27 protein-coding genes are annotated in these 26,216 nt (G+C 27.7%); 13 read left to right on the forward strand and 14 right to left on the reverse strand.

Translation table 11 applies throughout. The features are described from left to right. Positions 1–7 precede the first annotated feature (7 nt). Positions 8–778 (reverse strand): MetQ/NlpA family ABC transporter substrate-binding protein, encoded by a 771-nt coding sequence (locus tag AVBRAN9333_RS06485; RefSeq protein ID WP_214119677.1) that lies wholly within the window; start codon positions 776–778, stop codon positions 8–10. A gap of 298 nt (positions 779–1,076) precedes the next feature. Between AVBRAN9333_RS06485 and AVBRAN9333_RS06490 the strand changes: the two genes are divergently transcribed. The 11 genes from AVBRAN9333_RS06490 (at position 1,077) to AVBRAN9333_RS06540 (ending at position 10,012) form a co-directional block, all read left to right on the forward strand. Then, positions 1,077–2,192 carry a Cj0814 family flagellar-dependent secreted protein gene (locus AVBRAN9333_RS06490; RefSeq protein ID WP_214150139.1) on the forward strand — a complete coding sequence of 372 codons (1,116 nt, stop codon included), beginning with the start codon at positions 1,077–1,079 and terminating at the stop codon, positions 2,190–2,192. A 61-nt stretch (positions 2,193–2,253) separates the two neighbouring features. Beyond that, the gene (locus AVBRAN9333_RS06495) at positions 2,254–3,051 is read left to right on the forward strand and encodes a hypothetical protein (RefSeq protein ID WP_336609635.1); all 798 of its coding nucleotides are present in this window, start codon (positions 2,254–2,256) and stop codon (positions 3,049–3,051) included. Positions 3,052–3,066: 15 nt separating this feature from the next. After that, the gene (locus AVBRAN9333_RS06500; RefSeq protein ID WP_336609636.1) at positions 3,067–4,257 is read left to right on the forward strand and encodes a Cj0814 family flagellar-dependent secreted protein; all 1,191 of its coding nucleotides are present in this window, start codon (positions 3,067–3,069) and stop codon (positions 4,255–4,257) included. A gap of 161 nt (positions 4,258–4,418) precedes the next feature. Beyond that, a complete protein-coding gene (locus AVBRAN9333_RS06505) occupies positions 4,419–4,997 on the forward strand; it encodes a hypothetical protein (protein WP_336609637.1) in 579 nt (192 codons plus the stop codon). A 25-nt stretch (positions 4,998–5,022) separates the two neighbouring features. Continuing rightward, on the forward strand, positions 5,023–6,096 hold the full coding sequence (locus tag AVBRAN9333_RS06510; RefSeq protein ID WP_336609638.1) for a Cj0814 family flagellar-dependent secreted protein: 1,074 nt from the start codon (positions 5,023–5,025) through the stop codon (positions 6,094–6,096). A 9-nt stretch (positions 6,097–6,105) separates the two neighbouring features. Continuing rightward, positions 6,106–6,726, forward strand: coding sequence for a hypothetical protein (locus AVBRAN9333_RS06515; protein WP_336609639.1), 621 nt, complete (start codon positions 6,106–6,108; stop codon positions 6,724–6,726). 30 nt (positions 6,727–6,756) lie between these two features. Further along, positions 6,757–7,608, forward strand: a complete 852-nt coding sequence (locus AVBRAN9333_RS06520) for a hypothetical protein (protein ID WP_214119684.1) — start codon at positions 6,757–6,759, stop codon at positions 7,606–7,608. Continuing rightward, positions 7,593–8,147: a cysteine peptidase family C39 domain-containing protein gene (locus AVBRAN9333_RS06525; RefSeq protein ID WP_214119685.1), complete on the forward strand. Its 555-nt coding sequence runs from the start codon at positions 7,593–7,595 to the stop codon at positions 8,145–8,147. Before AVBRAN9333_RS06520 ends, AVBRAN9333_RS06525 begins: the two co-directional genes overlap by 16 nt. A gap of 63 nt (positions 8,148–8,210) precedes the next feature. After that, on the forward strand, positions 8,211–8,876 hold the full coding sequence (locus AVBRAN9333_RS06530; RefSeq protein ID WP_336609640.1) for a hypothetical protein: 666 nt from the start codon (positions 8,211–8,213) through the stop codon (positions 8,874–8,876). 5 nt (positions 8,877–8,881) lie between these two features. Continuing rightward, positions 8,882–9,457, forward strand: coding sequence for a hypothetical protein (locus AVBRAN9333_RS06535; protein WP_214118886.1), 576 nt, complete (start codon positions 8,882–8,884; stop codon positions 9,455–9,457). Continuing rightward, complete coding sequence (locus tag AVBRAN9333_RS06540) at positions 9,458–10,012, forward strand: hypothetical protein (protein WP_214150458.1); 555 nt, start codon at positions 9,458–9,460, stop codon at positions 10,010–10,012. It begins immediately after the preceding gene. 22 nt (positions 10,013–10,034) lie between these two features. On the opposite strand, the gene AVBRAN9333_RS06545 is transcribed toward AVBRAN9333_RS06540, so the two are convergent. The 6 genes from AVBRAN9333_RS06545 to AVBRAN9333_RS06570 all read right to left on the reverse strand — a co-directional run bounded on the left by AVBRAN9333_RS06545 (position 10,035) and on the right by AVBRAN9333_RS06570 (position 16,325). Next, the gene (locus AVBRAN9333_RS06545) at positions 10,035–11,234 is read right to left on the reverse strand and encodes a CsgG/HfaB family protein (RefSeq protein ID WP_336609641.1); all 1,200 of its coding nucleotides are present in this window, start codon (positions 11,232–11,234) and stop codon (positions 10,035–10,037) included. 9 nt (positions 11,235–11,243) lie between these two features. Further along, positions 11,244–12,572, reverse strand: coding sequence for a DUF6844 domain-containing protein (locus AVBRAN9333_RS06550; RefSeq protein WP_214119697.1), 1,329 nt, complete (start codon positions 12,570–12,572; stop codon positions 11,244–11,246). Beyond that, positions 12,566–13,186: a penicillin-binding protein activator LpoB gene (gene lpoB / locus AVBRAN9333_RS06555; protein ID WP_214118878.1), complete on the reverse strand. Its 621-nt coding sequence runs from the start codon at positions 13,184–13,186 to the stop codon at positions 12,566–12,568. The genes AVBRAN9333_RS06550 and lpoB overlap by 7 nt, the downstream gene beginning before the upstream one ends. Positions 13,187–13,195: 9 nt before the next feature. Beyond that, entirely contained in the window at positions 13,196–13,570 is a 375-nt protein-coding gene (locus tag AVBRAN9333_RS06560) for a DUF1425 domain-containing protein (protein ID WP_214118876.1), read from the reverse strand. 4 nt (positions 13,571–13,574) lie between these two features. Continuing rightward, complete coding sequence (locus AVBRAN9333_RS06565) at positions 13,575–15,044, reverse strand: hypothetical protein (RefSeq protein WP_336609021.1); 1,470 nt, start codon at positions 15,042–15,044, stop codon at positions 13,575–13,577. Positions 15,045–15,140: 96 nt separating this feature from the next. Then, positions 15,141–16,325 (reverse strand): saccharopine dehydrogenase family protein, encoded by a 1,185-nt coding sequence (locus AVBRAN9333_RS06570; protein WP_214118872.1) that lies wholly within the window; start codon positions 16,323–16,325, stop codon positions 15,141–15,143. Positions 16,326–16,418: 93 nt separating this feature from the next. Here AVBRAN9333_RS06570 and AVBRAN9333_RS06575 point away from each other — a divergent pair, with 93 nt between their 5' ends. Continuing rightward, positions 16,419–16,973, forward strand: a complete 555-nt coding sequence (locus tag AVBRAN9333_RS06575) for a YceI family protein (RefSeq protein WP_214119700.1) — start codon at positions 16,419–16,421, stop codon at positions 16,971–16,973. A 27-nt stretch (positions 16,974–17,000) separates the two neighbouring features. Here AVBRAN9333_RS06575 and AVBRAN9333_RS06580 read toward each other — a convergent pair whose 3' ends face one another. The 7 genes from AVBRAN9333_RS06580 to dsrO all read right to left on the reverse strand — a co-directional run bounded on the left by AVBRAN9333_RS06580 (position 17,001) and on the right by dsrO (position 25,275). Continuing rightward, on the reverse strand, positions 17,001–17,939 hold the full coding sequence (locus tag AVBRAN9333_RS06580) for a hypothetical protein (RefSeq protein WP_239803363.1): 939 nt from the start codon (positions 17,937–17,939) through the stop codon (positions 17,001–17,003). A gap of 44 nt (positions 17,940–17,983) precedes the next feature. Then, complete coding sequence (locus AVBRAN9333_RS06585; RefSeq protein ID WP_239803364.1) at positions 17,984–18,208, reverse strand: hypothetical protein; 225 nt, start codon at positions 18,206–18,208, stop codon at positions 17,984–17,986. Positions 18,209–18,358: 150 nt separating this feature from the next. Further along, positions 18,359–19,303 carry a hypothetical protein gene (locus AVBRAN9333_RS06590; RefSeq protein ID WP_214119702.1) on the reverse strand — a complete coding sequence of 315 codons (945 nt, stop codon included), beginning with the start codon at positions 19,301–19,303 and terminating at the stop codon, positions 18,359–18,361. A 269-nt stretch (positions 19,304–19,572) separates the two neighbouring features. After that, on the reverse strand, positions 19,573–20,532 hold the full coding sequence (locus AVBRAN9333_RS06595; protein ID WP_336609642.1) for a hypothetical protein: 960 nt from the start codon (positions 20,530–20,532) through the stop codon (positions 19,573–19,575). 72 nt (positions 20,533–20,604) lie between these two features. After that, positions 20,605–23,517 carry a tetrathionate reductase subunit TtrA gene (locus tag AVBRAN9333_RS06600; RefSeq protein ID WP_336609643.1) on the reverse strand — a complete coding sequence of 971 codons (2,913 nt, stop codon included), beginning with the start codon at positions 23,515–23,517 and terminating at the stop codon, positions 20,605–20,607. After that, entirely contained in the window at positions 23,510–24,544 is a 1,035-nt protein-coding gene (gene nrfD, locus AVBRAN9333_RS06605) for an NrfD/PsrC family molybdoenzyme membrane anchor subunit (RefSeq protein ID WP_336609644.1), read from the reverse strand. The genes AVBRAN9333_RS06600 and nrfD overlap by 8 nt, the downstream gene beginning before the upstream one ends. Further along, the gene (gene dsrO, locus AVBRAN9333_RS06610; protein WP_214119706.1) at positions 24,529–25,275 is read right to left on the reverse strand and encodes a sulfate reduction electron transfer complex DsrMKJOP subunit DsrO; all 747 of its coding nucleotides are present in this window, start codon (positions 25,273–25,275) and stop codon (positions 24,529–24,531) included. The genes nrfD and dsrO overlap by 16 nt, the downstream gene beginning before the upstream one ends. Before the next feature lie 218 nt (positions 25,276–25,493). Here dsrO and AVBRAN9333_RS06615 point away from each other — a divergent pair. After that, on the forward strand, positions 25,494–26,216 hold a 723-nt coding region (locus AVBRAN9333_RS06615), incomplete at its 3' end, for a hypothetical protein (protein ID WP_336609645.1).

The following is a 26,216-nucleotide window of genomic DNA, read 5'->3' on the forward strand; positions in this document are numbered from 1 at the left end:
ATTCTCCTTAAAAACTTGGAATTAATATATCTTTAAACTTAGTATTTAAAAACTCTCTCATTTTTTCACTTCTCATAGCCTTAAGCAAAGCTTTAGTTTTAGGGCTATTTAAATCATTGGCTCTAACAGCTAAAACGCTAGCATAATCACTATCACTACTTTCGTGCAATATAGAATCCTTAATAGGATTTAGTCCTGCTAGTAGGGCGTAATTTGTATTAATTATCGCCAAATCACATTCATTAAGTGTTCTTGTTAGTTGTGGAGCTTCTATTTCTTTTATTGTAAGTTTTAATGGATTATCTTTAATATCTAATACTGATTTTGTGCTAGATTTTGCATCTTCATTAAAGCTTATTATATTATTTAAGGCTAGTAAATCTAAAGCTCTAGCACCATTAATAGGGTCGCTTGGTATATAAACTAAGGCATTTTTAGGCAAATCTTTAATATCTTTAATAGTATTTGAATACGCTGCCATTGGACCTAGAAATATTTTTCCTGCACTAACTAGATTTGTCCCTCTTTCTTCGTTAAAGCTTTCTAAAAATTGTCTAATTTGAGTAAAATTCGCATCTAATTCTTTATCATTTAGAGCATAATTTGGGACTATGTAATTATCAAATTCTATGATTTCTAGTTTGTATCCTTGATTTTCAACCAAGTCTTTTACATTTTCTAAAATCATAGCAGTTGGATATGGAGTTACTCCGATTTTGATTAATTTTTCATCAGCATTTAAGCTTAATAAACATAAAAATATTAATAATTTTTTCATTTGTTTTCCTTTAATTTTTAAGGTGCTTACCGCACAACAATTAAAGAAAATGTTTTTACATTTTCTTTCTAGCCCACGCTTGCTTTTTATTCATTTTTGCGTCTAGCTAGAAAGTTTAGCTAGACGCTAACGCATCTGCATCATTTATAATCCTTTTTAATTTTTTAAAGCTAATCTTAATTATAAATATTAAATAAAATAATAAAAATACTTATATTTTTTATAAGTTGTGTAAAAAAGTAACAAAATATTAAGGAATGATTTTTGCTTTTTTAAATAAATATTTAAAGGAGAGCAAATGAGAATAGAAAGTATTTCAATTTTTGATGAAGCCAAACTTCAAAAAGCTCAAAAGGCTGCAGGTGTATCATTTTCATCTATTTTTGCAAGTGAATTTGCAAGGGTAAATCCTAAGCTAGAAACTCAAGCTAAGTATTCGCTAGATAAAGACATAATAGACGCTTCAAATATCTTTATAGATAGGTTTAATAATTCAAGATTTAAGGTATTTGATAATACTCACGATTTAACTAAGCTAAATTCTAATATATCTTGGCAAGGAGATTTAACAAAAGCTAAGATTTACAATGCTACCGAGTTTGGTTATAGCGTTGATAGTAGTGGCTTTTTAGGAGCTGATTTTAACAAAGCTGCAGGCTTGCCAAATGATTTTAAAATCCATTCAAGCACACTAAAAGAAATCTCAAGACAAAATAACCTAATGACTATGCCACAAGTTGGGATTTTTAATAATATTTATGAAAATATTGATTACGCAGACACTATCAAACACCAGTTTAGATTATACGAGCAAATTGTAGGAAATGTAGCCGAGTTTAGCAAAGATGATATTGCTAATATGCCAAATTATGTTGATTTGGTTGGACTTAAAATCAATAATGGCTATACATTTGATTATTCACACGCAAATGTTGGCAATAAGTATTATGAGAATAAGGAAAATGCTTTACAAATAGGCTTTAAGTTTGATTATGATTTAAGCGTAAATAATAGCAGAAAGCTTAATTTTGATTTAAGTCCTTATATAAAAGATGGTGAGATTTCTAATGCAGGATTATTTGTAAGTTTTCTAGGTGGCACACAAGGGCTTAAGGTAAGCGATAGTGGGGCAACTAAGATTAAAGATGAATATAAAGAAAGAATGATTATAGAAGATGCACTAAGTAAGCTTAATCCAAATGAAGGCATAGATATTTCAAAGCTAGAATTATTAACAGGACTTAGCAAGGAAAAAATCCAAGATTATTTAGATAAGTTTGAAGATGAGAAAAAATTAAAAGAAAAGGTAAGAGAGTTAAGTCAGAGTTTAGCAGTAGATGCTTTATTAAACAATAATTATTCAAATGATTTTAGGGCTAATGCTAAGGATTTTTATAAAAGAGTTCAGATATAAATTAAATATCTATTAATATTTTTTTAAACCTACCGATATAGAAAAATAACGGGGGTTTAAAATGCAAATAACAAATAACAATTATATAAATTATCAAACAAATATTAAAAATCAAATTCCAACCACTCAAACTCCTAAAGATAATCTAAAAGAACAAATCGCAAATATTTTAAAAGACGCCCCACAAGATGAATGGGGCACATATGATCCAAATGCTGTGCTTAGTAAAATAGGAGCTTATGAAAAAGGCAGTAAGATTTATGAAGCCTTAGAAAACGAAATGCTAAAAGGAATAATTACTTACGAAAAAGACCCAAACGAGCAATTACCAAGCAATGAAGAAGTATTTAAATATCAAAAAGGCGATGATGCAAGGCTTAGCGAGTTTAAGCTAAAGGCTCAAGTAGCATTCGGCATTAAAACTAATAGTATTTATCAAAAGGCATATCAAGGCAACGCAAGTGCTGATGAAGTAAAAGATTTAGTTCAATTTTTAAAAGATAATAGTATTGATGGGCTTGATTTAAGTGGTAGATTTTTTAAAATACCCAAAGATTACGCTAATGAGATTATGGAGCTTTTTGCAGATGATAACCTAAATGTAGATGATTTTAAGCAAAAATATTTAGAGATTAAAGAAAAGATAGAAACTAAAAGAAACAAAGCAAAAGAAATAGATGAAGAACAAACTAAAGAAAAACCTTACGAAGCCATAGAAGTAAAAGGCACAAGCACTCGTGAAAGTATGGAAGATATTTTAAGCAAACTTGATATTCAAAATATCAAAGATGAAAGAGATTTATTAGCTATTTTAATGGCATATAAAGATAGCAAGAATTTATATGATAAAAGAGTTTAAAATAAAGGAATAATTATGAAAATAAATTCTTATTCAACATATCAAATAACTAATATAAGCAAAAAAGAAACAAATAACGAGATTAAAAAAGTAGATAATAAAGCAGATGATAAAAAGGTAGGTGAAGTATTAGGATACGGAGTTGATAAAGATGGCTTTTTTACAAGTGATTTTAACAAAGCCGCAGGTATTCCGGATAATTATAAAATCCACAGCGATACTTTAAAAAATCTAGTAGATAGAAATAACAATTCTTTAAGAGCATATAGAAAGTATTATGAAATTGATATAGCAAAAACTGTTAATAACGCTTATACACTTTTTAGCCAAGTTGTAAGTGAAGATTTTTTAAACTCTAAAGATTTTTTTAACACCGAAGATATAAAGCAATTTCCACAAGGTTATGTTATCAAAAAAGGAACTTTTGAAGTGACAAAAATATTGCAAAGTCCATATGAGTTTTCAAATGTTAATTTTGATAAAAAAACTGAAGATGTTGGTGGTATGTTTTTTCATTATAGAAATGAAGATAGAACTAAGCCAAATACCACTGTTTTTCGTAGTAAGGAAATATTAGAAGAAGATAAATTATATATAAGCAATTTTGACCCTGCTGAGAATAGATATAAAAACGAAAAGGGAGAATTTACAAGAGGCGGGCTTCTTATGGGATTTTTATCAAGCGATATAAGAGCAGTTATAGAAGCAGAGACTACTTATGATGGTAAATTTAGCGGTTATGATAGAAATATCAGTAGGCAAGATTTTCATGCATTTGATATGGCACTTGGAGCACAGCTTATTAGTAGGGGTGAAAATGGCTTTACAAGTGCTGAAGTTGAGCGTATGCCAAGATGGCTAAAAGATTATGTTAAATTTAATAGATTTGATAAGAGTTTAAAAGAAAGAAGTGCTTTTTCTTCTTACGATACATATTCAAAATTAATGTTTAGTCCTATAAAAGATGGTGATTTTGAGGGGAAAAATATCACAAGTGCCTTAGCTGGAAATAATAATCTTGTCTTAACTCCAGAGCAAATCAAAGCAGAAAGAGAAACTTTAGAAAAATTTATGAAAAAGATAAGAGAATTAATGGGTATAGAAAAACCTAGTAAAGAATCTAATATAATGAGTTTTGAAGATTTATTAAAATTAGCTTTTAGTTTTAGCCAAAAAAATATAAGTTTATTTGATATAAAAGTTTAAATTCCTATTTCAAATTCCATTAATTTTAAAGGAATTTAAAATTATGAATTATTTAAAAATATTACGAAAAGTAACAAATATTAATAATATTTTTAATATTAAGTTTTATTTAAAATTAGTTAAAGTATTATGAGATTTTATTTCAAAACAAAGGAGAAAAAATGTTTAAAAAAACATTAAAAGTTTTATCTTTAATTGCCATTTTAGGCTTAAGTGCTAATGCTAATGATTTATTAGCAGATATTAGCAAAGGTGCTATAAGTGATAATTCATTAGGTGTTAAAGTTTTAAATACTGAAGAGATGAATAAAGTTCATGGCGGGTATATCGTAAGTTATTTCAATACTACATTTCATAGTGCAAATTTATTGCAAACAAATCATGTGGTATTGTTTGGTGATAATGAATTAGATAAAAGAGCAGTATATATGTATGGTTATGATTTTAAAAAAACTGATAATGCATCATATATGCAAAAAAATGCATTTAATGAAGCAATAATTGGATTAATGAATGGAGAATTGTTGGCAATTTCTTTTACTCAAACAAAAATTCCTCAATTTATAGGAAGTCAATATAGTTATAGTTATGATCCTAAAGCTGTAAATTATTATACTGGTAAAACTAGAGCTATTACGGGTAATTCTTGGCTTAGAAATTTAACACTTAACAAAGCTATTAGAAATGATATTTATATGCAAGCTATAAAAGAGCATGGTAATTTTGCATTAGGGTTCTAATAGAACCCTACCTAAAGGAATAATTATGAAAATAAATTCTTATTCAACATATCAAATAACTAATATAAGCAAAAAAGAAACAAATAACGAGATTAAAAAAGTAGACAATAAAGCAGATGATAAAAAGGTAGGTGAAGTATTAGGATACGGAGTTGATAAAGATGGCTTTTTTACAAGTGATTTTAATAAAGCCGCAGGTATTCCGGATAATTATAAAATCCACAGCGATAGTTTAAAATCTTTAGTAGAACAAAACAATAAAGCTCATATAATAGGTAAAAGATTCATGGAAATTGATATAGCAAAAAGCGTTGGAAATGCTTATAAAGTCTTAAGCCAAGTTGTAAGTGAAGATTTTTTAAACTCTAAAGAATTTTTTAGTAAAGAAGATATTAACAATTTGCCATGTGGGTTTGAGATAGATAATAGTACCTTTAGTGTAGGCAAGATTTTACAAACTAGATATGATTTTGAAGATTATAATGATAAGAATATTCATGCACGAGATTTTCAAAGAATAAAGGGTGCTGATACACTATTTCATTATGATGGTGATGGCAAAATGGATATGTTTCCCGTGCATAGCGATAGTTTTTCTCAAGGTTATTCTATTTTATGGGACGCTAAAGGCGATAATTATAAAAACAATCAAGGAGATGTAAGTCGTGGTGGAATATTAATAGCCGTATTAAGAAATAATCATTTTTTAGTAGAAGGCGAGAGAACTTATTGGGGCAAGATGAGTGGCGGGGATAGATTTGTAGATTATAAAGAATTCGCACAAAATGTCGCAAAACCACTTAATTCTATGGTAGCAAAAGGTTTAATAACTCAAAGCGATATTTCAAAAATGCCAAAATACTTAGCTGATGAAGCAAATAGATTATCACAAGATTTTAAAAGAGCAAGAAGTGAAGAATTAGCAAAAGAATATAAAAAAATACTAAATTGGTATGAAAAACTAGCTTATGAAATGCTAAGTGGTAAAAATCTAAAAGCTCCTAAAGATATAGATAGTTATGAAACATTTGAAGAGTTTTTGCAAGTGGCTTTACAATACAGCCAAAAAAATATAAGTTTATTTGATATGAAAGTATAGGGATTTGTTATGATGGTTAATGGAGTAAATAATTTTTCAAATACTTATATGAATAATCAAAGCAAAATTAATAAACCTTATTATGAAGATGGAAAGGCTAGTTTAGAATATCTTAAACTAGCTCAAGAAAAGTTAGAAAACGATCCGACTTACAATCCTTTTAATGATAAAAACTTAGATAAAAGCGAAATACTTAATCTAGCTTTATTTGGAGCGTTAGACCCTGATATTGTAGAACAAAGAAAAATAGAATGGGAAAATACTCCAGCAATTGATCCAGAAGAATTAGTAAAAACTCTAAATAAACTTTTCAAAAATTTAGATAAATTAACTTCAGATAGCATAAATGATGAAGAAAAAAATAAATTAATGAAAAGTATTTTTTCTAATACAGACGAAGATTTGCAAATATCACAATCTAAAGAAGAAATTAAGCAAGAAGAAAAAGAAGAACAAACTAAAGATAAAAAACCATTCGAAGCCATAGAAGTAAAAGGCACTAGCACTCGTGAAAGTATGGAAGATATTTTAAGCAAAATTAATATTCAAAATATTAAAGATGAAAGAGATTTATTAGCTATATTTTTAGCCTATAAAAATGGCGAGAATTTATATGATAAAAGGGTTTGAAATTTTATATTTTAAATTGAAAGGAAGAGTTTGAAAAAGTTATTTTTTATAGCATTTACTTTAAGCTTTTTATTTGGCTCTGATGCTATTACTATTGATAGTCTTTTTAAAAGACAAATCGGACTTAGAAGCATTACAAGTCTTAGTTTAATCACTAGCGGGAATGCTAATATCTACACAAGTTATCCAAGTCTAATAATAGGAGGCGATCCTGTGATTTGGACTGATAATAAAAGGCTTAGTTTGAATGAAACTTTGATATATTCATTTAATAACAAGCTTGATTTTATAACTTCAATTGGCGCTAATGCTACTAGAAATGAATATAGTAATTTTTTTACGGGTAAGCCTATGAGTGAAACTCATTATTCATTTGAGAGCTTGTGGCTTGGGTTTAATTATAGATTTGATAGTTTTAGTGATAAAATACTTAGTTTTTCTTATCAAGCAGGATTATTACAAAGAGAAAAAGCACTTGATACAAATAAAAGTTTTTATTTTAAATCACATTCAGCTAAGCTAAACTTAAAAGGATATAGCGACCCTGCTATTTGGGGTATTTATATGGGATTTACATATAATGATACTAGGACTTTTGATAAACTAGCGATAAATTATGGAAATTCTTATAATTTTGGTGCAAATCTTAGTATAGTATTAAGCCCTAAAATTACGCTTGATTTAGAAGCTTCACAGAGTTTTCAAGCAGCTCAGAAAATCAATGGTGTAAAATATACAAATCTAAGAAGTATCCCAACATATAGTGTAGGCTCAACTTATAGTATAAATGATGATACAAGTATCAGTTTTAACGCTAGTTTTGGTGGTGGTTCAGCTGCTCCTGATAGTGTGTTTGGTATTAGCTTATGGCAAAAATTCTAATAATCTTTATAACTATAACTTGTCTTAATGCCGAGTTTGCAGTGAAGTCTTATAGACAAATCAAAAATAACTCCGTAGTAAGACAAAGTTATGAAGAATCTTGTGGGGCAAGTAGTATAGCGACATTACTAAATCTAACAAATATCAAGCGTTTTAGTGAAAAAGATATTTTAGAAGTTTTAGATAAAAATACTAATATGCTAAGTTTTAATGAATTAAATAATGCGTTAAATAAATTGGGTTTTAATGCAAAAGCTTATAAATTAAATCGTAATATATTTGAAAAAATATTCGTGCCTTTTATAGTAAAGATTGAAAATGACCCGAGATTTCCACATTTTGTAGTGGTAAATAATATTAATGGGGATTTTGTGAAAGTATATGACCCAAGCTTTGGCGAATATCTAAGCTCTAAAAAAGAATTTTATAGCGTATGGGATAAAGATGGTTTAGGTGGATACGCTCTAATAATTAAGCCAAATATTACAAAAGAACTAAAGCCAAATTTACCACGCCCAAGTCAAATAAAAGAAATTTAAATAAGTTTTATATTTTTAAAGTTTTTGTTAATTTTGCTGATATAGATGATAAAGGAGATGATTATGAAAATAACGGCTAATTCTTATATAACATATCCAACAACTAAAATTAGTAAAAAAAATGATAACCTAGATATTCAAGCTAATAAACCTTATTATGAAGATGGAAAGGCTAGTTTAGAATATCTAAAACTAGCTCAGCAAAAGCTAGAAAACGATCCAACTTATAATCCTTTAAATGATAAAAATCTAAATCTTGGAGAAAAGGCAAGTTATTGTGTGTTTGGAGCATTAGACCCTGATTTAGTAGAAGAAATTTGCAAAGAATATAAACAAAATTGGGTAGAAATTGATAAAAAAGAGCTTGATAGAACACTAAACTCACTAAATATGCCATCTTTAGGTTTGCCTGATGATTTTCCTTTAGGTTATATAGATAGTAAGAAAATGCCAAGCGTTGAAGAATTACAAGCTAGAGTTAAAGAAAAAGAAAATTTAAGAAATAATGCAATAAATACAAAAGAAGAAATTAAACAAGAAGAAAAAGAAGAACAAACTGAAGATAAAACACCATTTGAAGCCATAGAAGTAAAAGGCACTAGCACTCGTGAAAGTATGGAAGATATTTTAAGCAAACTTGATATTCAAAATATCAAAGATGAAAGAGATTTATTAGCTATTTTAATGGCGTATAAAAATGGCGAGAATTTATATGATAAAAGGGTTTAGTTAAAATGACAATTATAAATAACAATCAGAGTATTTTGGATTTAAGGCAAATATTTTTAAGAGATGAGATAAGGACTGAAACTAATAAAGATTTAAATTCTAAGCCAGTAAGCTCTGATGATTTAAAAGGCATTTCTAATTTATATAATCACGATAATTGGGGTAAGAGTTTTAGTGGGGTTAGTAAGAATGGCGAAGTTACTATTTATGGCAAACTATTAGGGCTTGATGATAAAAGTAGTTTAAATGAATTAAGCGAACTTTTAAGCTTTATTATGACTAATTCAAATTCAATAAACGGACAAATCGCCTTAAATGATGAGCTAGAAAGCTTATTGAATAGTGATTTAAGCATAGAAGAATTTAAACCTAGATGGCTTTTAGCAATTACTAAGGATTTAGCAGCAAAAGAGCTAGATACTAAAGAGATTAAAAGAGAACCGATTGAAGTAAAGAGCGATTTAAATGTGTATAAAGAAAACTTAGCAAACTTGGTAAAATCTCTAAGAGAGCAAAAAGATAGCTATGATGCTTATGTTTTATCTATGCTAGAAACCGAGTTTATAAACAAAAGGACATAAATGCAAATTAACTCATCTTTAAATCAAATAAATCTTATTAATACAAATAATAAAGATTTAAAAAAGATAGATTTAAGCAAAGAGCTTAGCCAAATTGCTAAGCCTAATGATATGTTTGATTTGTTTTTACAAGTTCAAAATGATTATAAGACAAATAGTATTTATCAAAGAGCTTTTGCAAAGCATTCTGATATAGAGATTAAAAAAGATTTGCAAAGCTTTTTGCAAGCAAATCCTATAAATAGTAGTAGTGGTAGCTTTACATATTATGATGATTTAAGATTTAATTTTAGTGATGATGAAAGGCTTTTTAGATTATTTGCAGATGAAAAAATAAGCATAGATGATTTTAAAAAAGAATATCTAAAAATAAAAGCTGAATATGAAGAAGAAAAGCCTAGAGAAAAAATAGAAGTAAAAGGCACAAGCACTCGTGAAAGTATGGAAGAAATACTTAGCAAAATTAATATTCAAAATATCAAAGATGAAAGAGATTTATTAGCTATTTTAATGGCGTATAAAGATAGTAAGAATTTGTATGATAAAAGAATTTGAATAAATCAAATTCTTTTTATTTTTAAAATATAAATCCACCACCTTGAACCGGTGTTATATCTTTTACATCTTTTCCATTTGCATCATTACTTGTAGAGTTATTGCCAATATTTTTAAATCTACAAATATCGCCTTTATTTGCATTACCTTCTAGTATTTTTGCATAGCTTGTTTTAGCATTTGCATTAGTTACTTGCACTAAAGCACTAAAAATTTCTTCGTAGCCGTTTAGCTCTTTTGTGTAACTATCATAGATTTTATCGCCTTTTTTATAGCATTCTAGTTGTGTATTTATAGGTAGGCTTTGAGTAAAAACTGCTTGATTATTGCTGATTTTTTCTATTTTTGGCGGATAAATAGCAGCTTGAGTGTTTAATACAATAGTGCTTGCAATATTGTTTAAAATGCTATCATAATCTTTAGATTTTATATCAAGGTTTATGCTATCAGCAAATCTTATTTGTCTAGTTGCAAATGTAATAACTTGATAATTTATACTAACACTTACTTTAGAACTACTACCACTGCCAATAATTGAGTAATTTTTATTAGTTGTATTAACATCGCTTATGGTGTAAAGTAATATATAATCAGTGCCTAGATTTTGACCTAATTTTAAAGCTTCATCTTTATTTGCGTCATTTAAAATTATATCTCTTTCAACAGCTAATGCTTCTCCTTCTTGTCTATCCAATAAATCAAATTTACGAGTTTTGTGGATATTGCTTTCTATTTTAAACCTTAAATCTCTTGTTATTTGTTCGCTATCTCTTCCTAATAAAGAAAAATTATTCGGACTTAGAGCAGGTGCTACGATGATTTTTCTTCTATCGTTTTTCATTCCGGCTAGTTCGTATTTTTTTGAAACTGCTGTTTTTTGAATACTTACGACTACTCTAAATCCATCTTCTGTTTTTGTATTTTCTATAACTTCAAAAGAGCTAAAGCGACCATTTGTTGCTTTGCTAATTTGTTGGTTAAAGTGTTTATAAATCTCATTTTCATCACCACTTTTTATCGCACTAATTTGAGCTTCTTGTCTAGTTTTAACATAAGCTCCGTTTAATTTCAAAACAGCTTCTGCTAAAGCATTATCTACTGCTTGCTCGTATGTAATGCCATAGCCTTCTCCGGTAGCAGTTTTTGTGCTAGTTGTAGTTACTACTTTAGCATTTAGGCTTACTAAAAATAAGCCTAAAAAAACAATTAATATCTTTTTCATAATTTAATCCTAGAAATCATCAACATCAATATTTTTAGAGCGAATTACTTTTGCATTACCACTTGATGGAATTTCGCTTGTTTTTGAGCCTAATGTTTTTTTATCTAAATCACCTTTGATTTCTTTTCTTTCTTGCTTTGCTTGTTCTATGCTTGTAGGTGAATAATACATAATAACCCCAGCAACTCCGTGTGTATCAAATTGCTTAGTCCATTTATCAGCAACTTCAACACCTACTAGGCTCATTTGTGCTTCAGAGCTAAAAAATTCTTCTAAATCAGAATAGCTATCTGATCTAGTTTCTTTACCACCAGTTGCACTTTCATTTGCACCTTTTTTAATTAAAGTTGTATAGGCTTTTTGAACTGTATCAGTAGTTTTATCTGCATTTGTATAAGTATAAATAGATGATTTTACAAAAGTAGCTAAAGTTTTTTCTGCTAATATTTGAGCTACTGAATAACTTGAACTTTTATATTCATTAGTCATTCCATCCTCAATCTTATAAGTATCCATTCCAAAAGCTAAAAGTGATGGTTGGCAAGCTTCGTTGTAAAAGAATTTTAAACCTAATTTATTTATTTTATTATCACTTGAGCCTAAAGCATTCACTACTGCATCAGCACTTTTACATTGTTCTTCATTGTTTGTAGCATTTGCTTTATAGCCACCTGCTAAAGCTCTTGCTAATTCTCTTGACTTAGGTGATGTATATGCTACTATTCCTAGTTCTGTTTCACCATTATCACTAACTACTATAAAGTTTTCATAAGGAATTAATCCTGATATTTCTTCACGAGCTACTTTATACATTTCTTCTTTAAAAGTATTGCTATATAGCACTTCTTCTGCACGAAGTCTTAATTCTTCATCAATTTGTGGTTTTGTCAAATCAATCTTATCATCACTGCCGAAAAATTTATTCATTAAGCCATCTAAGAAACCTTCTTTTTCATTTTTTGCTTCTTCTAGTCTTCTTTGACGCTCTATTTCTTTATTTAGTCTTTCTTCTACTAATTCTGCTGGCATTTTACTATGATCATTCTTTTTAGCAATTTCTTTTGCAACTAAGTTTCCTGCCATTTTCATTGCTAAATTAGATTTAATTTTTAAAAATGCTTCATTATACTTTGCACTTAAAAAATCATAATATTGTGGGTCGTTTGGATGCTTTGGAATTGATATTGTTTCTATATAAACTTTAGCATTTGGATTTTTTGCTAAAAGCTCACTTTTTGCACATTTTATTAATGTTTCTATATCATTTCCCGGATTTTCGCAAGTATTTGCAAAAACAACTGAACTTAATGCCAAAGATAAAACTATTTTTTTTACCATGCTACACTCCTATTTGAACCAAGTTTATTAATTTTTATTTCATCTTCCCAAATTGCTAAGCCATTATCAAGATTTGTAACCGTCATTTGGAAATAATAATCAACTCTTTGAGAATCACTAAAAGTTCCTTTAATTCTAGTATTTCTTTGAATTATTTTACCGCTTAAAGACCTATTTGCACTCAAGATTGTGCCTTTTTTAGCGATTGTTTTTTGATTAAATTCGTCATTATCTCTTAATTCTCTTGTAGCGTGGGTCATATTATCCTCAGCCCCATTAGCTCCAATTGCTGTTGTTACATAAACACGACCAGAATTAAGTAAAGCAATTCTTATTTTTTTAGTAAGAATATCTGTATCAAAATGTTGCATTGTATCATTAGTAATCCTACTCATTACAAGAATATGGCGTTCGTTTGGATTTGAAGTAGCAAAAACAGGGCTTGCTAACATAGAATTAATCAAATCTCTTGCCGCATTTTGTAAATCTATATCATCAATACCTAGTGAAACAGGCTGATTTTTGCCATTATTTACTTCATCAACGACATAACTTGGTGCAGCTGCACAAGCTCCTAAACTTAGTGCTAAAGCTAGTGTGTAGTATTTTTTCATTTTTTCTCCTTAATTAAATTTGTTAATTTTTATTTTGTAATTATGTGCGTTTGCTGGAGCACCTAATTTTATATATTTTGTTTCTTTTGGTTGTAGTGTTAGCTCTTTTTTAGCTAAACCTAAATTATCAACATGCATACCATTATCATAAAACCAATCTTGTGAGTATTTAAGATTTAGTTCATTATTGCTTATATTAGTAAGTTCAATACTAATTATTAGGTTATTAAAATCATTATTGCTTCTTTCTTCGCATTTTAGAATTTTATTTAAATCTTCATCTAAATAGCTTACATTAAAGCATTGATTGTTTTTGATTACATTTGCATTGTTAGCACACGAACATAAAAATACAGCAAAAGCTGTTAAGATATATTTTTTCATTTTTTTACCTTTCTTCAAATATTGTTATATATTCAGTTCCTATTGTAGGAATTTTTACAAGTATTACATAATGTTTATTTATATCTAATTCTTGTGAAAATAGTGTTTGAGAATTTGGACTTGCAATATTTATACTTCCACTATTTGCAATTCTAATTGCTTGATAGTTTTTAGGTAAACCTATAAAGTATCTAATATCAGAATGGTTTAATAAATTATTTACCAAATCAACACCTATGCCAGAATATAAATTCTCTTTATTAGCTTTTACACTAATCATTGTTTTAGTAATCGCTCGTAAAAAAGACTTAGATATTCTAGGTATTAATGTAGCTTTGTATTCAGCGCCTATTATTTTATCCATATCACTTAGAAGTCTTGTTTTTTGATTATTCGCTACTATAAATGGATAAGCATCGCTACTATCTCCTAAAATTGCTATTGAAAACACTAGACTACTAACGGCTAATTGATTAGCATAAACAGAGTATTTTTCATTTCCAAAAGGAATTTTATAATCTATATCATTATCGTTTTTCTTAATAAAAACAATAGGCAATGATAGATTAAATTCTTTTAAAGATTTAGATTTACCATTTTCATAAATTACCCAAATATATTTATTTGTTTTAGATATTTGCATTCCTTTTTTTACTTTATTTGCTATTCTTTTAGTGTTGAAATTGTTTTTAGCTAATTCATAATCTTGATAAAACAACAAATCATTTTCTTGAGAATAAACTTCTTTTAATAAATCAATAGAATTATTTGACCTACCATCTAAAATATAATAAAGAGCAGAAAAATAGCTAACAAATGGATTAGAATAATTAGCATAAGACTTATAAGCAGGAATTGGGACACTATTATTTATAATGTCTATTACTTCATTACTTTCTCTAGGTTTTTGTTGTAAGTAGTTTAATTCGCTTAAAATATCGCTTTCAAATTCTTCTTTATTTCTTTTTTGTCTATCTAAGGCTCTTTTGATTTCAACTCCAGCTTCATCGTATTCGCCTAAAGCTAGATAACTCATTGATTTGTATGTATTAGTTAGCATTTTTTCATAATATTGACCGCTATAATCAGTTATATTATCATTAAAAAGACCTTCTAAAACTCCTTCTCCAATCTTTAACAATAGATTTTTTTCATCTTTATCTTTATAACCATCTTCAACCAAATCAAATAGCTTAATACTATCTTTATAAGACTTACACAAGAATGCTTGATATCCGTAATAATTGCCGTTGTAAAGTGGGTCTTTAATCTTTTCTAATACATTTTCTTTTGAGTATTTTAGCTCTTTTTTCGTAAGTAATTCGCAGTCTTTAGTATCTAAAGAATATATTTTATTTTTATTTTCTTCTTCGTAGCCTAAAAAGACAGAAGAACAAGCATTTAATACTAATAAAGTAAAAACTAAAACAAAAACTTTTAACAAAACTCTTAACATCGCCGACCCCCCCCCCATTTTTAAAAAACGCCATTTTATAAAAACTTAATTAATATATATTAATTTTTTTTAAATTCAATAATTCTTAAATAATAAGAATTATTGTTTATTTTTTTATAGCTCTAGTATTTTAATAGGAAGACCCATTTTATTCATTTCATCAAAGAATGGTTTTGCATCAAATTCTTCCATATTAAATACACCTTTTCCGCTCCATTTGCCACTTGCTATTAAATATGTTCCAATTGCAGCAGGAACACCTGTTGTGTAGCTTACTGCTTGAGCACCAGTTTCAGCGTAGCATTCTTCATGCACGCAAACATTATAAATATATACTTTTTTAGCCTTGCCATCTTTAATACCTTCAATAATACAACCTATGTTTGTCTTGCCTTTAGTCCTTGCACCAAGACTTGCAGGGTCAGGTAAAAGTGTCTTTAAAAACTCAATAGGAATTATCTTCATTCCTTGATGTTCAACTGGCTCAATTCCTAGCATACCTACATTTTTAAGACAATTCATATGTTGAATATAGCTTTGTCCAAAAGTCATAAAAAATCTAATTCTTTTTAAACCTTTTATATTTTTACATAAGCTCTCAAGTTCTTCGTGATAAAGTAAATAGCTATCTTTAACCCCAACTTCAGGATAATCGTGTTCAACTTTAATCTCAAGTGGTTTAGTCTCAATCCACTCGCCATTTTCCCAATATCTACCATTTGCACTAACTTCTCTTAAGTTTATTTCAGGGTTAAAATTAGTTGCGAAAGCATAGCCGTGATCTCCTGCATTACAATCCATAATATCAATTGTATGAATTTCATCAAATAAATATTGTTGCGCATACGCACACATAACATTCGTTGCACCTGGGTCAAATCCACTTCCAAGCAGTGCAGGAACACCAGCTTTTAAAAAGTCATTATTTCTAGCCCATTGCTCTTTATATTCAAATTTAGCTAAATCAGGATGTTCGTAATTTGCTGTATCAATGTATGGAATTTTAGTTTGAGAACAAGCGTCCATTAAAGCTAAATCTTGATAAGGTAAAGCCACATTTAATAAAATCGTAGCGTTTATATCTTGTATAAGCTTAACAACTGCATTTGTATCATCAGCATTAATCGTAGCAGTTGCAATCTCAACTCCTAAACGCTCTTTAATAAAACTTGCTATTTCATCACATTTGCTTTTTGTTCTACTTGCAAGCGTGATTTTATCAAAATATTTATATTCAGCTGCTTTATAGGTTGCTACACGGCTAACTCCACCAGCTCCAATTATTAATAAATGTTTCATATTTTCTCCTTTTAGCTTATGATAAAATATTTATGATAATGATTAATCTTTTTATGAGATTATATTAGTCTTATTTTATTTTAGGAGTATATTATGAAAAAATTATTTTTAGCTTTAAGCTTAGCAGGTATTTTAGGTGCTAGTGAATTTGTTCTTGATAAAGTTCATACTAGCGTTGAATTTAGCGTTAAACATATGTTAGTTTCTAATGCTAAGGGCAAATTTAAAAGTTTTGATGCGATGATAGATTTTGATGAAGCTAATAAAACTTTTAAAGTATTTAATGCAAGCGTTGATGTAGCAAGCGTTGATACAAATAGTGAAAAAAGAGACGAGCATTTAAAATCAAGTGATTTTTTAAATGAAAAAGTTAATCCAAAACTTACTTTTGTTATGAGTAAATACGAAAAAGTAAGTGATACACAAGGAAAAATGACAGGGGAATTAAACATAAATGGCGTTAAAAAAGAAGTAACATTTGATGTTGCTATCAATGGTGTTGCTACAATGGGAGATAAAACTAAACTTGGGTTTGACCTAAATCTTGACCTTTTAAGAAAAGATTTTGATGTAGCAAAAGATACAAATGAAGGCTTAGTAGCAAACGAAGTAAAAGTTCAAATTTTTGCTGAAGCTGATAAAAAATAATTAAAATTAAGAATTTGAAATTTTATTTCAAATTCTTATATCAATTAATCTTGTATCGCTTAAATCTTTTTTAAATTCTTTCGTAAAATCTATAAAATCTCCTAGCTTATCACTACTTATTAAATCTTTTAATTTATCTTCGCTTATTTTTAATTCATTACTTATGTTTTGGATATTAAATTTTTGTAATATTTCTTTTTCGTTATTATCTAAAGATTGTGATTTTTTAAGTTTTTCAATTATATTATTAAGTTTGATTTGTTCTTCTGTTTTTTTATTTAATTCTTCAGTTATATTAGTATTTATTTTTTTGTGTGAAATTGTCATAAAAGGTAGATTATCTAAAAATACTCCATATTGGTAAGCAGTATCAGAATAATTGTATTTTTCAGCAATTGTTATATAGCCATCAAGATTTTTATCCATACTAATATTCCCATCAAGTATTGTGCTAATATCAGTTGATTGTTTATTATCAACAGTCAAAATACTTGGAACATAACTTGCAACTTTAGTAGCTTGTCCTGAACCATCTTTAGTTGGCTCTATATATAAAGCAAATGCATAGATAGTATAATCAATTTCTTTTTTATCTACTTCTCCATCGTTATTTCTATCGGCTGCTAAAAAATTACTCTTATACGCTACATCACTAAACCACCCAGCGACAAAACTTGCTGCATCTTTATCTAAAATAATGCCTTTGCTAGTATCAATGAAATTATCTTCATTAAAAAATTCTTTTAATCTATTAATATTCTTGTCACTAAGTTTTACTCCGATATTGCTTTCATCAAATTTAAAAAACACATTGTAATCTTGCTCTTTATTTGTCTTAATCTCAAAATTATTTTTATTTATATTATCTTTTAAATTGCTAATATCTTTAGTATTTAATTCTTTAGTTTTAACATTATCAGCCCAAGACATTGCTATATTTTTTACTTGCGAGATATCTATTTTCATAAGTTTTCCTTAAATTATTTAGCTAGGAAACTCCTAGCTAATCTTTATCTTATAACAAATCCAGCATTTAATCTCGGACCATTATTTGAGCTAGATGTTCTTTTAAAATTAGGACTCCAGTTTTGTCTAGTAGGAGTTACTCTATCTCTTTCAGCACTTATAAAAGCCCATCTCCAAGGACCACTGCCTGTAAAATAATCATACCAATAATACGCACTTGCATTCGTAATAAAACCTAAAGCTAAAATAGCTAAAACTGCTTTTTTCATTGAAAATCTCCTTTCATTAATGATTTGAATTATTATAATATAACTTAAATAAATTATATTGAAATTTTATTTAAAAAATAGATATTTTGTAACTATAATTAACAATTAGCTAATTTCTATTTCAAATTCTTTAATAATTTAAAATATAAATTAGACTTTTATATCAATTAATTTTGTATCGCTTAAATCTTTTTTAAATTCTTTTGTAAAATCTATAAAATCACTTAATTTATCATTTGTAATTAACTCTTCTAATTTATCTTCGCTTATTTTTAAATTAATATTAAAATCTTTTAAGAGTTTCTTTTCATCATTTGTTAGACTTTTTAGGCCTTGATTTTTTAGCTTTGCTAAGGCTGCTAATTTTTTTAATTCTTCTAATTCTTTCTCTTTTAATTTATCTGTATTTGCAATCTTATATAAGCTAATAAAATCATTATTATTTTTATTATTAGATACTTCTATGTTATCTTCAAAATATCCCTTTTCGCCTACATTTAGAAATTCGCCAAATGTAATAATACCATCAAGATTTTTATCATTATTTAAACTAGCATTTAAAGTATAGCTAATATCAGCATAGTATTCATCATTATCTGCTAAAAATTTACTCTCTTCATAGCCTTTTACATAATTAGTGATTATATATTCACCTTTATTATCTCTTCTATATTCAAGCCTTTCAAGTATAAAGTTTAATGTCTTTTTTCCTTCTTTATTGCTTAGCTCCCCATTACCATCAACATCAGCTTCAAGGAATTTTCGTTTATAAGCAATATCACTAAACCACCCAGCTACAAAGCTTGCTGCGTCTTTATCTAAAATAGTGCCTTTACTATTAAAAATGAAATTATCTTCATCAAAAAATTCTTTTAACCTATTGATATTATTTTCACTAAGTTTTATTCCGATATTACTTTCATCAAATTTAAAAAACACATTGTAATCTTGCTCTTTATTTGTCTTAATCTCAAAATTATTTATATTTATTGCATTTTTTATATTGTATAAATCAAAAGAATTTAAAGAATTTGAATTAATTTTATCTTGCCAAGCTATAGGCGTATTTAAATAGTTTCCTAGATAATGTCTCATAAAAAATCCTTTAAAATTATGACTAAATTAGATCTAGCTAATTAATCAAGACATTTTTAAAATCATATAGCTATTTTTTACACTTAAAAAGCAATATTAAAGCACTAATACTTTTTAAAATATGCACTAACATTCGTAATGCAAATTAGGTTAATACATTAAAAAATGATTTGAATTATTATAATTTGATTTTAATTAATACTATTATTATTTTATTTAATGTTTTGATATATTGTAACTTTTAGTAACAATTAATTAAAAATAAAAAATTAAACCTTAATATCAATTAATTTTGTATCGCTTAAATCTTTTTTAAATTCTTTCGTAAAATCTATAAAATCATCTAATTTATCATTTGCGACTAATTCTTCTAATTTATTTTCACTGATTTTAAGATTAAGACTAAAGTCTTTTAAGAGTTTCTTTTCATCATTTGTTAGACTTTTTAGGCCTTGATTTTTTAGCTTTGCTAAGGCTGCTAATTTTTTTAATTCTTCTAATTCCTTTTCTTTGAATTTATCTATATTCATAATTTTATAAATATTACCACTATCAATTTTAATTCGCTCATCACTTGACTTACAATCAGCTGTATATTTATGAATTTTATTTTTACCATCAGCTCCTAAATATTCGCCAAATGTTATTATTCCATCAAGGTTTTTATCATCATTTAAACTAATATTTAAAGCCTTACTAATATCCATACTCTCGCCCTCTGGCAAAGCTACCATACTAGGTAAATATGTGCCTATGATTGCACTTGAGATTATTTCTTCTTCAAGTGTCTTTTCATTTACTACTATTTCGGCTGCTTCGCTAAATACCGTAAATGTATATTTAAATTCCTTGCCCGTTAATTCTCCATCGTTATTAATATCAGCTGCTAAGAGATTTTCTCTATAAGCAATATTGCTAAACCATCCAGCGACAAAGCTTGCTGCGTCTTTATCTAAAATAGTGCCTTTATTATTAGCAATGAAATTATCGCTATCAAAAAATTCTTTTAATCTATTTAGATTTTTTTCATTTATTTTTACACCTATATTATCACCATCAAATTTAAAAAATACATTGTAATCTTGCTCTTTATTAGTCTTTATCTCAAAAATATTTTTATTTATTTGATAATTTAAATCTTTTAGCTCTTTTTCTGTTAGCTCGTGCTTTTTAACATCAATTTTCCAAGCTATCGGCATATTTTTACTAGCACTTATATCGTGTATCATAAATAATCCTTTAATATTTATTTAAAGGATTATAGTTTATTTAGGATAAATAATTTAATCAGTTCAAATTCTTTAACCTAAGCTTGAGATTTTTTCTATAATTACGCCAAATCCTTGCCTTGCTACAGAGCCTACGACAAAATCACTAATTAAGGCATTTTCTCCACGAATAGTATCATCAGGTATTATATTTGAGATGCTAACGCCTGTTCTTTTTGAAATATTTTTAGCAATTAATTTCCCATCAATATAAAAATCACTAGCACCTTCGCCACGCCTAGCACGAGAATGCTCAATTCCTACTGCTTCTTTATGAATTCCTTTTCTAGTTTTTAATATTCCTATTATTTTTTTATCATCTCTTATAACTTTGATTAAATCCTTATCTTTAAGACCTAGTTTTGCTGCTGTATCTTCGTGTAATTCAATGTAGTTTGAATATCTTAAATGAGTTAGTTTTGAACTAGCAGCAACTAAACTTGAATATATATTTGATTTATACGAAAAGGCTTTTAGATTTAACTCATCTAATGTGGTATTGTTTTTAAATCTTTGTTTTACAAAATAAGGAACTCCACTATAATTTTTCCCAGTTAAAGAATCCTTAGTAAGTGCTAAATCTTCGTTATAAATAGCTACTTCTTTTTTGTATGTTTTTGCTAAGGCGTTTTTGTTATATGCTTTGTTTTTGCTTTCAAATTTTCCACCCCTTGCCATACAAAATAAAGCTTTTTTATAGTGTTTTGGGCTAATTTCTTTTAATTCTTGAATGAATGGTAAGTCCTTTATCTCATCTTCGTTTATTTCATAATCAAATCCACCATCAAGCGTAACATTTATAAAACTTCTTAAATAATAATCACTCGGCTTATCAAGGTCAAATAAATTACCTTCACTATCGCTAATTGCGTTTTTGCCAAATCCTGCTAAGCCTAATTTTTTGCCTAATTCAATTATAAAGCTATCCATACATACGCTTTCATTATTGCTAAATTTAACATTAGGAGAATTTAAAATAGGAAATCTAAAATGACTAGCTTTACTCAAAGCACCACCCCAAGGATTAACAACGCCCCAAGTCTCATACATAACGCTATCAGGAACTATATAATCAGCAAACATACTTGTTTCGTTTATAAATGGGTCAATTGCTATGAATAATGGTATTTTAGAGCTATCTTTTAAAGAATTTTTAACATTATTCATATTACTAGCATAAGCAATATTAGCATTCCAAGAAAGCAATATATCTATTCCGTAAGGATATTTTAATGCAGCATTTGTGATTGCGTCGGTGCAAATTGCATTAGTTAGTGGATACCAAGGTAGTTTTGATGGATAAGGGTTTTCGTTGTTTTTGATTTTGTTTTTATATTCGCTAGTTGCTTCATAAGGTTTTTTAGTTTTATCAACCCTAATTCCACTAGGTTTAATTTTGCCTTTATATTTTGCTAATTCAAATTCTCCTGACAAATCATTATATTTACCCCCACCAGCACTCATTCCACCAATTTTATTTAAATTCCCAAGCAAACCAACTAATTCTAAAATAGCATAAGCTGTATAAAATCCATTAGTTTGCATAGTCCCGCCGTGCAAGTCAAATGCTACTTTATTTTTATATTTTTTGATTTTTTCTAATAAATATTCATAATCTTTTTTACTAACGCCACTATTTTGCAACAAATCATCTAAAGAATTTGAATTGACACTTTCTTTTAATTTGATAAAACTTGTTTTAACCTTTATTGCTTCATCATCTAAAGTTATTATTCCATCATAATAAATATTAGCTTTTTTACAATCTTTTGCACTTATTAATCCTTGCTCGTTAATAACCATAATTTCATTATTAATTCTTAAAAATTCTCCTTTTTTATAGTTTTTATAATCATCTTCAACAACTAAATAAGCAGCATTAGAAAAACTTACATTGTTTTCATTTAAATTAGTATAAGATAAATATTCTTCATCATAAATTTTTTGATTTATTACATCTTGTAATAAGGCTAATGCTAAAAACAAATCCCCACCAGGCTTTATAGCAATCCATTTTCCTACGCTAGATGCACTTGAAGTAGAATTTGTAAGTATTGGGGTTATTGTTGCGTATTCTAAATTATTGCTTTTTCTATTTGCTATTTTTAATCCTTGTCTTTTGAAAGGATTTCCAGCTTGAGCAGGAGCACTTGCGAAATTAATCAAAAACTCGCAATTATCAAAATCAGGTTTTAAGTGTGGGTATTTATCAAAATCATTTAAAAAAGCAGCCATTCCAGCTCTCATAGAAAGACCGCAAGTTGCTGTGTGTCCGTGAAAATTGATAGTTCCGAATGATTTTTGAAATCTTTCTTGAAAGAAATTCTTTCTTCCTTCATCGCCTGTTGCGATTATACATAATCCATTTGCTTTCTTTCCAAATTCAGGAGCATTTTCATCTATTAAATCAGTATGATTATAAACTTCTTTAAATCCTTTTACATAGCCTTCATTAAATAAATCTCCGCCATTTACTATCTCATCTAAAAATTTATCAGGCTCAATACTTTGCCATTTATTTTCTCCCCTTTTTCCAACTCTTTTTAGTATTTTAGTTACCCTTGCTTTATCATTTAATTTATCAAATACTAAATTACCCCTAGCACAAACACTTGAATGGATTTTGCCTTGATTTGTGAGTAAATAACTATCTTTTATACTAGTATTCATATTAAGCCAAGGGTCGCTTGATAATAAACTATATGGATTGCCAATAACTTTTAAAACCTTATTATCTAATACTTTTACCCTAACACCACAATGAGTAACGCAACCATTACAAACACTTGAATAATACTTGCCGATTTGTGGATTTAGGCTATTTGCATATATGCTATCGTTTGTTTTTGTTTGTGGTTTTATGATTTTTTGTATTGTTTCATTGTAAAAATAAGCCCCTGCTACGCCTGTTATCCCTGATGCTATTAAAAACTTTCTTCTACTCACTTAATTCTCCTTTTATTTGTTTTTCTAATATGCTTACTAAAAGACAAAACAAACTTATGCAAATTAGCCAATTGCCAAATACAGAACCTAAACTATCACTACCTAAGATTTTTGGTGTGTATGTTAAAAATCCACTCATAATTTTTGGCATAGAATTTCCTGCAAAAACTACATTAAATTTAAAGCTAAAGCTATAAATTATCATAGATAAAAATGCAAGTAATAAAAAGAATTGATTGTTTTTTAATCTTGTAAAAAGATTTATTAAAATAATAAAAATTAAGCAAAACTCAAGTATGAAAATCTCATAAAATCTAGCCATAAATACATATTGATATAGCTCTTTAATTTCTTTATTAAAACCAAGCATAAAGCTAAACCAAAATAATCTTAATAATAAATCACATACTATTAAAGCACTAGCAAGTCTTATAAAGATAAAAAGATTGATTTTATAATTTATGATTTTTGAATATACAAATAAGACTAAAGCACATATTCCAACACCGCCTACACCGCCATTTGCAGCAAATAAAAGTGGTAAAACAGGTGTATTCCAAAAACTAACTCCAACACTTGTTCCTAAAATATATCCAGTGTATAAAGGAATGCAAAAAGATACAATAAGTGTGATTATTCCTAATTTTTTAGTATTTTTATTGTTAATATGCTTATATGCTAATAGTATTAGTAAAATAGGGTAGGTTATAAGTAATATAATTCCTATTTTCATAGCTGAAGTTGGTAGATTGCCCCAGCCATTTAAAAAGATTTCAAAAACTCTGCTAGGTTGTTTTAAATCATCAATTAAATTAAAAGGAATTGCACATAAGCAAACAAAAGAAATTATCATTGAAAATAGGGCGATATTTTTGTAGTTTTTCAATCCAAATACTAAATATAAACTAGCACATAAAAACGCTCCAAAACTAGCTCCTGCTATGAAAAAATCATTTACTACATCTAAAGCCCAAGTTCGCTGAACGCTAAAACCTTCTAAAACTACAGCACTCATTTTATTCTCCATTCTTCTTCTAAAGCCAAATCAAATTCTTTTGAAATATCTTGAAACATTTTATGATTAGGATTGATTTCATTTAATTCATTGTCTAAATTAATATAAAAAACTTGTGGTTTAGTCCCAAAATTTTGCTTTAAAACACTTGTTGGATAATCTTTTAATATTTGTGAAATTTCACTTGAACTATCATTTAAATCGCCAAAAATTCTAGCCCTACCAACACAGGTTTGAACACAAGCTGGTAATTCATTATTATCTATTAAATGCACACAAAAAGTGCATTTATCAGCTACTTTTGTATTTTTATTAATAAATCTTTTATCATAAGGACAGGCATTTACGCAGTAACTACAACCCCAGCATATTTCATTATCTACTAATACTATTCCATCTTCTCTTTTAAAAGTTGCTCCTGTAGGGCAAACGCTTACGCAAGGTGGATTTTCGCAATGATTACAAAGTTCTGGCAAAAATGCCTTAAATACTTCATCGCTTTTACTTAATTCATATTCAGTAACAAATGTTCTAAATTGTTCGTGGGGGACTTGATTTTCATTGATACAAGCAGCAGTGCAAGCTTGACAGCCGATACATTTTCTAAGGTCAATTAGCATTGCATAGCGTTTTTTGCTATCTCCTATATATCTTTTATCTTTTTTATCTATACCATTATTTTTTAGACTAAAAGCATAACTTGATGAAGCTAATGTGGTTGTAATAAATACTCTTCTATTCATATAAAACCTTTGATTTAGATTTTAATGAGTATATTTTTTGATTGTATAATTAATGTTAAAATTTAATAATAAATTAAGGTTTAAATATTATTGCCTAATTTTTGTTTGTTATTATCAATAAGTTTATATATAAATTTTATATAAATTTTTATAAGAATTTAATAACCATTAATATTTTTTTTAAACCTACCGATATAGAAAAATAACGGGGGTTTAAAATGCAAATATCAAACTATAATCACTTTTATAATATTTTAAAGCGTGAAGCAATAATTAATTACAATGTAAAAGAGCGTAATCAAAGCACAATTGATAGTGTAAGAGAGCAATATATCAAAAATCTTAATTTAGATGAAAACTTATTAAATGATTTAAATAATACATTTATAAGAGATGATTATTTGCCAAAGAAAGCCTATACAATCAAAGAAGCTTTAAAGAATTTAAATAGTGATTATAATGAAGCTTTAAAAGATTTAAAATATAACATAAATCAAATGTCTAATTTAATTTATAATTCAGCTTTTAGCGATTTTGATGAAACTTTTGTTGATGATGGGACTAATTTAGGCAATCTAAAAACCAAGCTTAATTTAAAATTAAGAGTAATGCAAGAATACAAAGTAAGTAATATTTATCAAAGAGCTTTTAGTGATTTTTTTAACCCTGAAGATAAAAAAGAACTAAGAGAGTTTTTAAAAGATTTTAAGATTAATAATGAATACATTGATGAAAGTCTTAATAATATTAATGATAGTGATATTTTAAAATTATTATGTGATAAAAATATTAGCGTTAAAGATTTTATAAGTGAGTGCAAAAGATTAAAAGCTATAAAAGAAAATCATACAATACTTGATAATAAAAAAGATGATTTTGAAGCCATAGAAGTAAAAGGCACTAGCACTCGTGAAAGTATGGAAGAGATTTTAAGTAAGATT

Source organism: Campylobacter sp. RM9333 (assembly GCF_020137705.1).
Lineage (GTDB): Bacteria > Campylobacterota > Campylobacteria > Campylobacterales > Campylobacteraceae > Campylobacter_E.

Coding starts and splice junctions, on each gene's coding strand:
- AVBRAN9333_RS06485 (WP_214119677.1), bottom strand. CDS start 778: ATGAAAAAATTATTAATATTTTTATGTTTATTAAGCTTAAATGCTGAT.
- AVBRAN9333_RS06490 (WP_214150139.1), top strand. CDS start 1,077: ATGAGAATAGAAAGTATTTCAATTTTTGATGAAGCCAAACTTCAAAAA.
- AVBRAN9333_RS06495 (WP_336609635.1), top strand. CDS start 2,254: ATGCAAATAACAAATAACAATTATATAAATTATCAAACAAATATTAAA.
- AVBRAN9333_RS06500 (WP_336609636.1), top strand. CDS start 3,067: ATGAAAATAAATTCTTATTCAACATATCAAATAACTAATATAAGCAAA.
- AVBRAN9333_RS06505 (WP_336609637.1), top strand. CDS start 4,419: ATGTTTAAAAAAACATTAAAAGTTTTATCTTTAATTGCCATTTTAGGC.
- AVBRAN9333_RS06510 (WP_336609638.1), top strand. CDS start 5,023: ATGAAAATAAATTCTTATTCAACATATCAAATAACTAATATAAGCAAA.
- AVBRAN9333_RS06515 (WP_336609639.1), top strand. CDS start 6,106: ATGATGGTTAATGGAGTAAATAATTTTTCAAATACTTATATGAATAAT.
- AVBRAN9333_RS06525 (WP_214119685.1), top strand. CDS start 7,593: ATGGCAAAAATTCTAATAATCTTTATAACTATAACTTGTCTTAATGCC.
- AVBRAN9333_RS06530 (WP_336609640.1), top strand. CDS start 8,211: ATGAAAATAACGGCTAATTCTTATATAACATATCCAACAACTAAAATT.
- AVBRAN9333_RS06535 (WP_214118886.1), top strand. CDS start 8,882: ATGACAATTATAAATAACAATCAGAGTATTTTGGATTTAAGGCAAATA.
- AVBRAN9333_RS06540 (WP_214150458.1), top strand. CDS start 9,458: ATGCAAATTAACTCATCTTTAAATCAAATAAATCTTATTAATACAAAT.
- AVBRAN9333_RS06545 (WP_336609641.1), bottom strand. CDS start 11,234: ATGAAAAAGATATTAATTGTTTTTTTAGGCTTATTTTTAGTAAGCCTA.
- AVBRAN9333_RS06550 (WP_214119697.1), bottom strand. CDS start 12,572: ATGGTAAAAAAAATAGTTTTATCTTTGGCATTAAGTTCAGTTGTTTTT.
- lpoB (WP_214118878.1), bottom strand. CDS start 13,186: ATGAAAAAATACTACACACTAGCTTTAGCACTAAGTTTAGGAGCTTGT.
- AVBRAN9333_RS06560 (WP_214118876.1), bottom strand. CDS start 13,570: ATGAAAAAATATATCTTAACAGCTTTTGCTGTATTTTTATGTTCGTGT.
- AVBRAN9333_RS06565 (WP_336609021.1), bottom strand. CDS start 15,044: ATGGGGGGGGGGTCGGCGATGTTAAGAGTTTTGTTAAAAGTTTTTGTT.
- AVBRAN9333_RS06570 (WP_214118872.1), bottom strand. CDS start 16,325: ATGAAACATTTATTAATAATTGGAGCTGGTGGAGTTAGCCGTGTAGCA.
- AVBRAN9333_RS06575 (WP_214119700.1), top strand. CDS start 16,419: ATGAAAAAATTATTTTTAGCTTTAAGCTTAGCAGGTATTTTAGGTGCT.
- AVBRAN9333_RS06580 (WP_239803363.1), bottom strand. CDS start 17,939: ATGAAAATAGATATCTCGCAAGTAAAAAATATAGCAATGTCTTGGGCT.
- AVBRAN9333_RS06585 (WP_239803364.1), bottom strand. CDS start 18,208: ATGAAAAAAGCAGTTTTAGCTATTTTAGCTTTAGGTTTTATTACGAAT.
- AVBRAN9333_RS06590 (WP_214119702.1), bottom strand. CDS start 19,303: ATGAGACATTATCTAGGAAACTATTTAAATACGCCTATAGCTTGGCAA.
- AVBRAN9333_RS06595 (WP_336609642.1), bottom strand. CDS start 20,532: ATGATACACGATATAAGTGCTAGTAAAAATATGCCGATAGCTTGGAAA.
- nrfD (WP_336609644.1), bottom strand. CDS start 24,544: ATGGAGAATAAAATGAGTGCTGTAGTTTTAGAAGGTTTTAGCGTTCAG.
- dsrO (WP_214119706.1), bottom strand. CDS start 25,275: ATGAATAGAAGAGTATTTATTACAACCACATTAGCTTCATCAAGTTAT.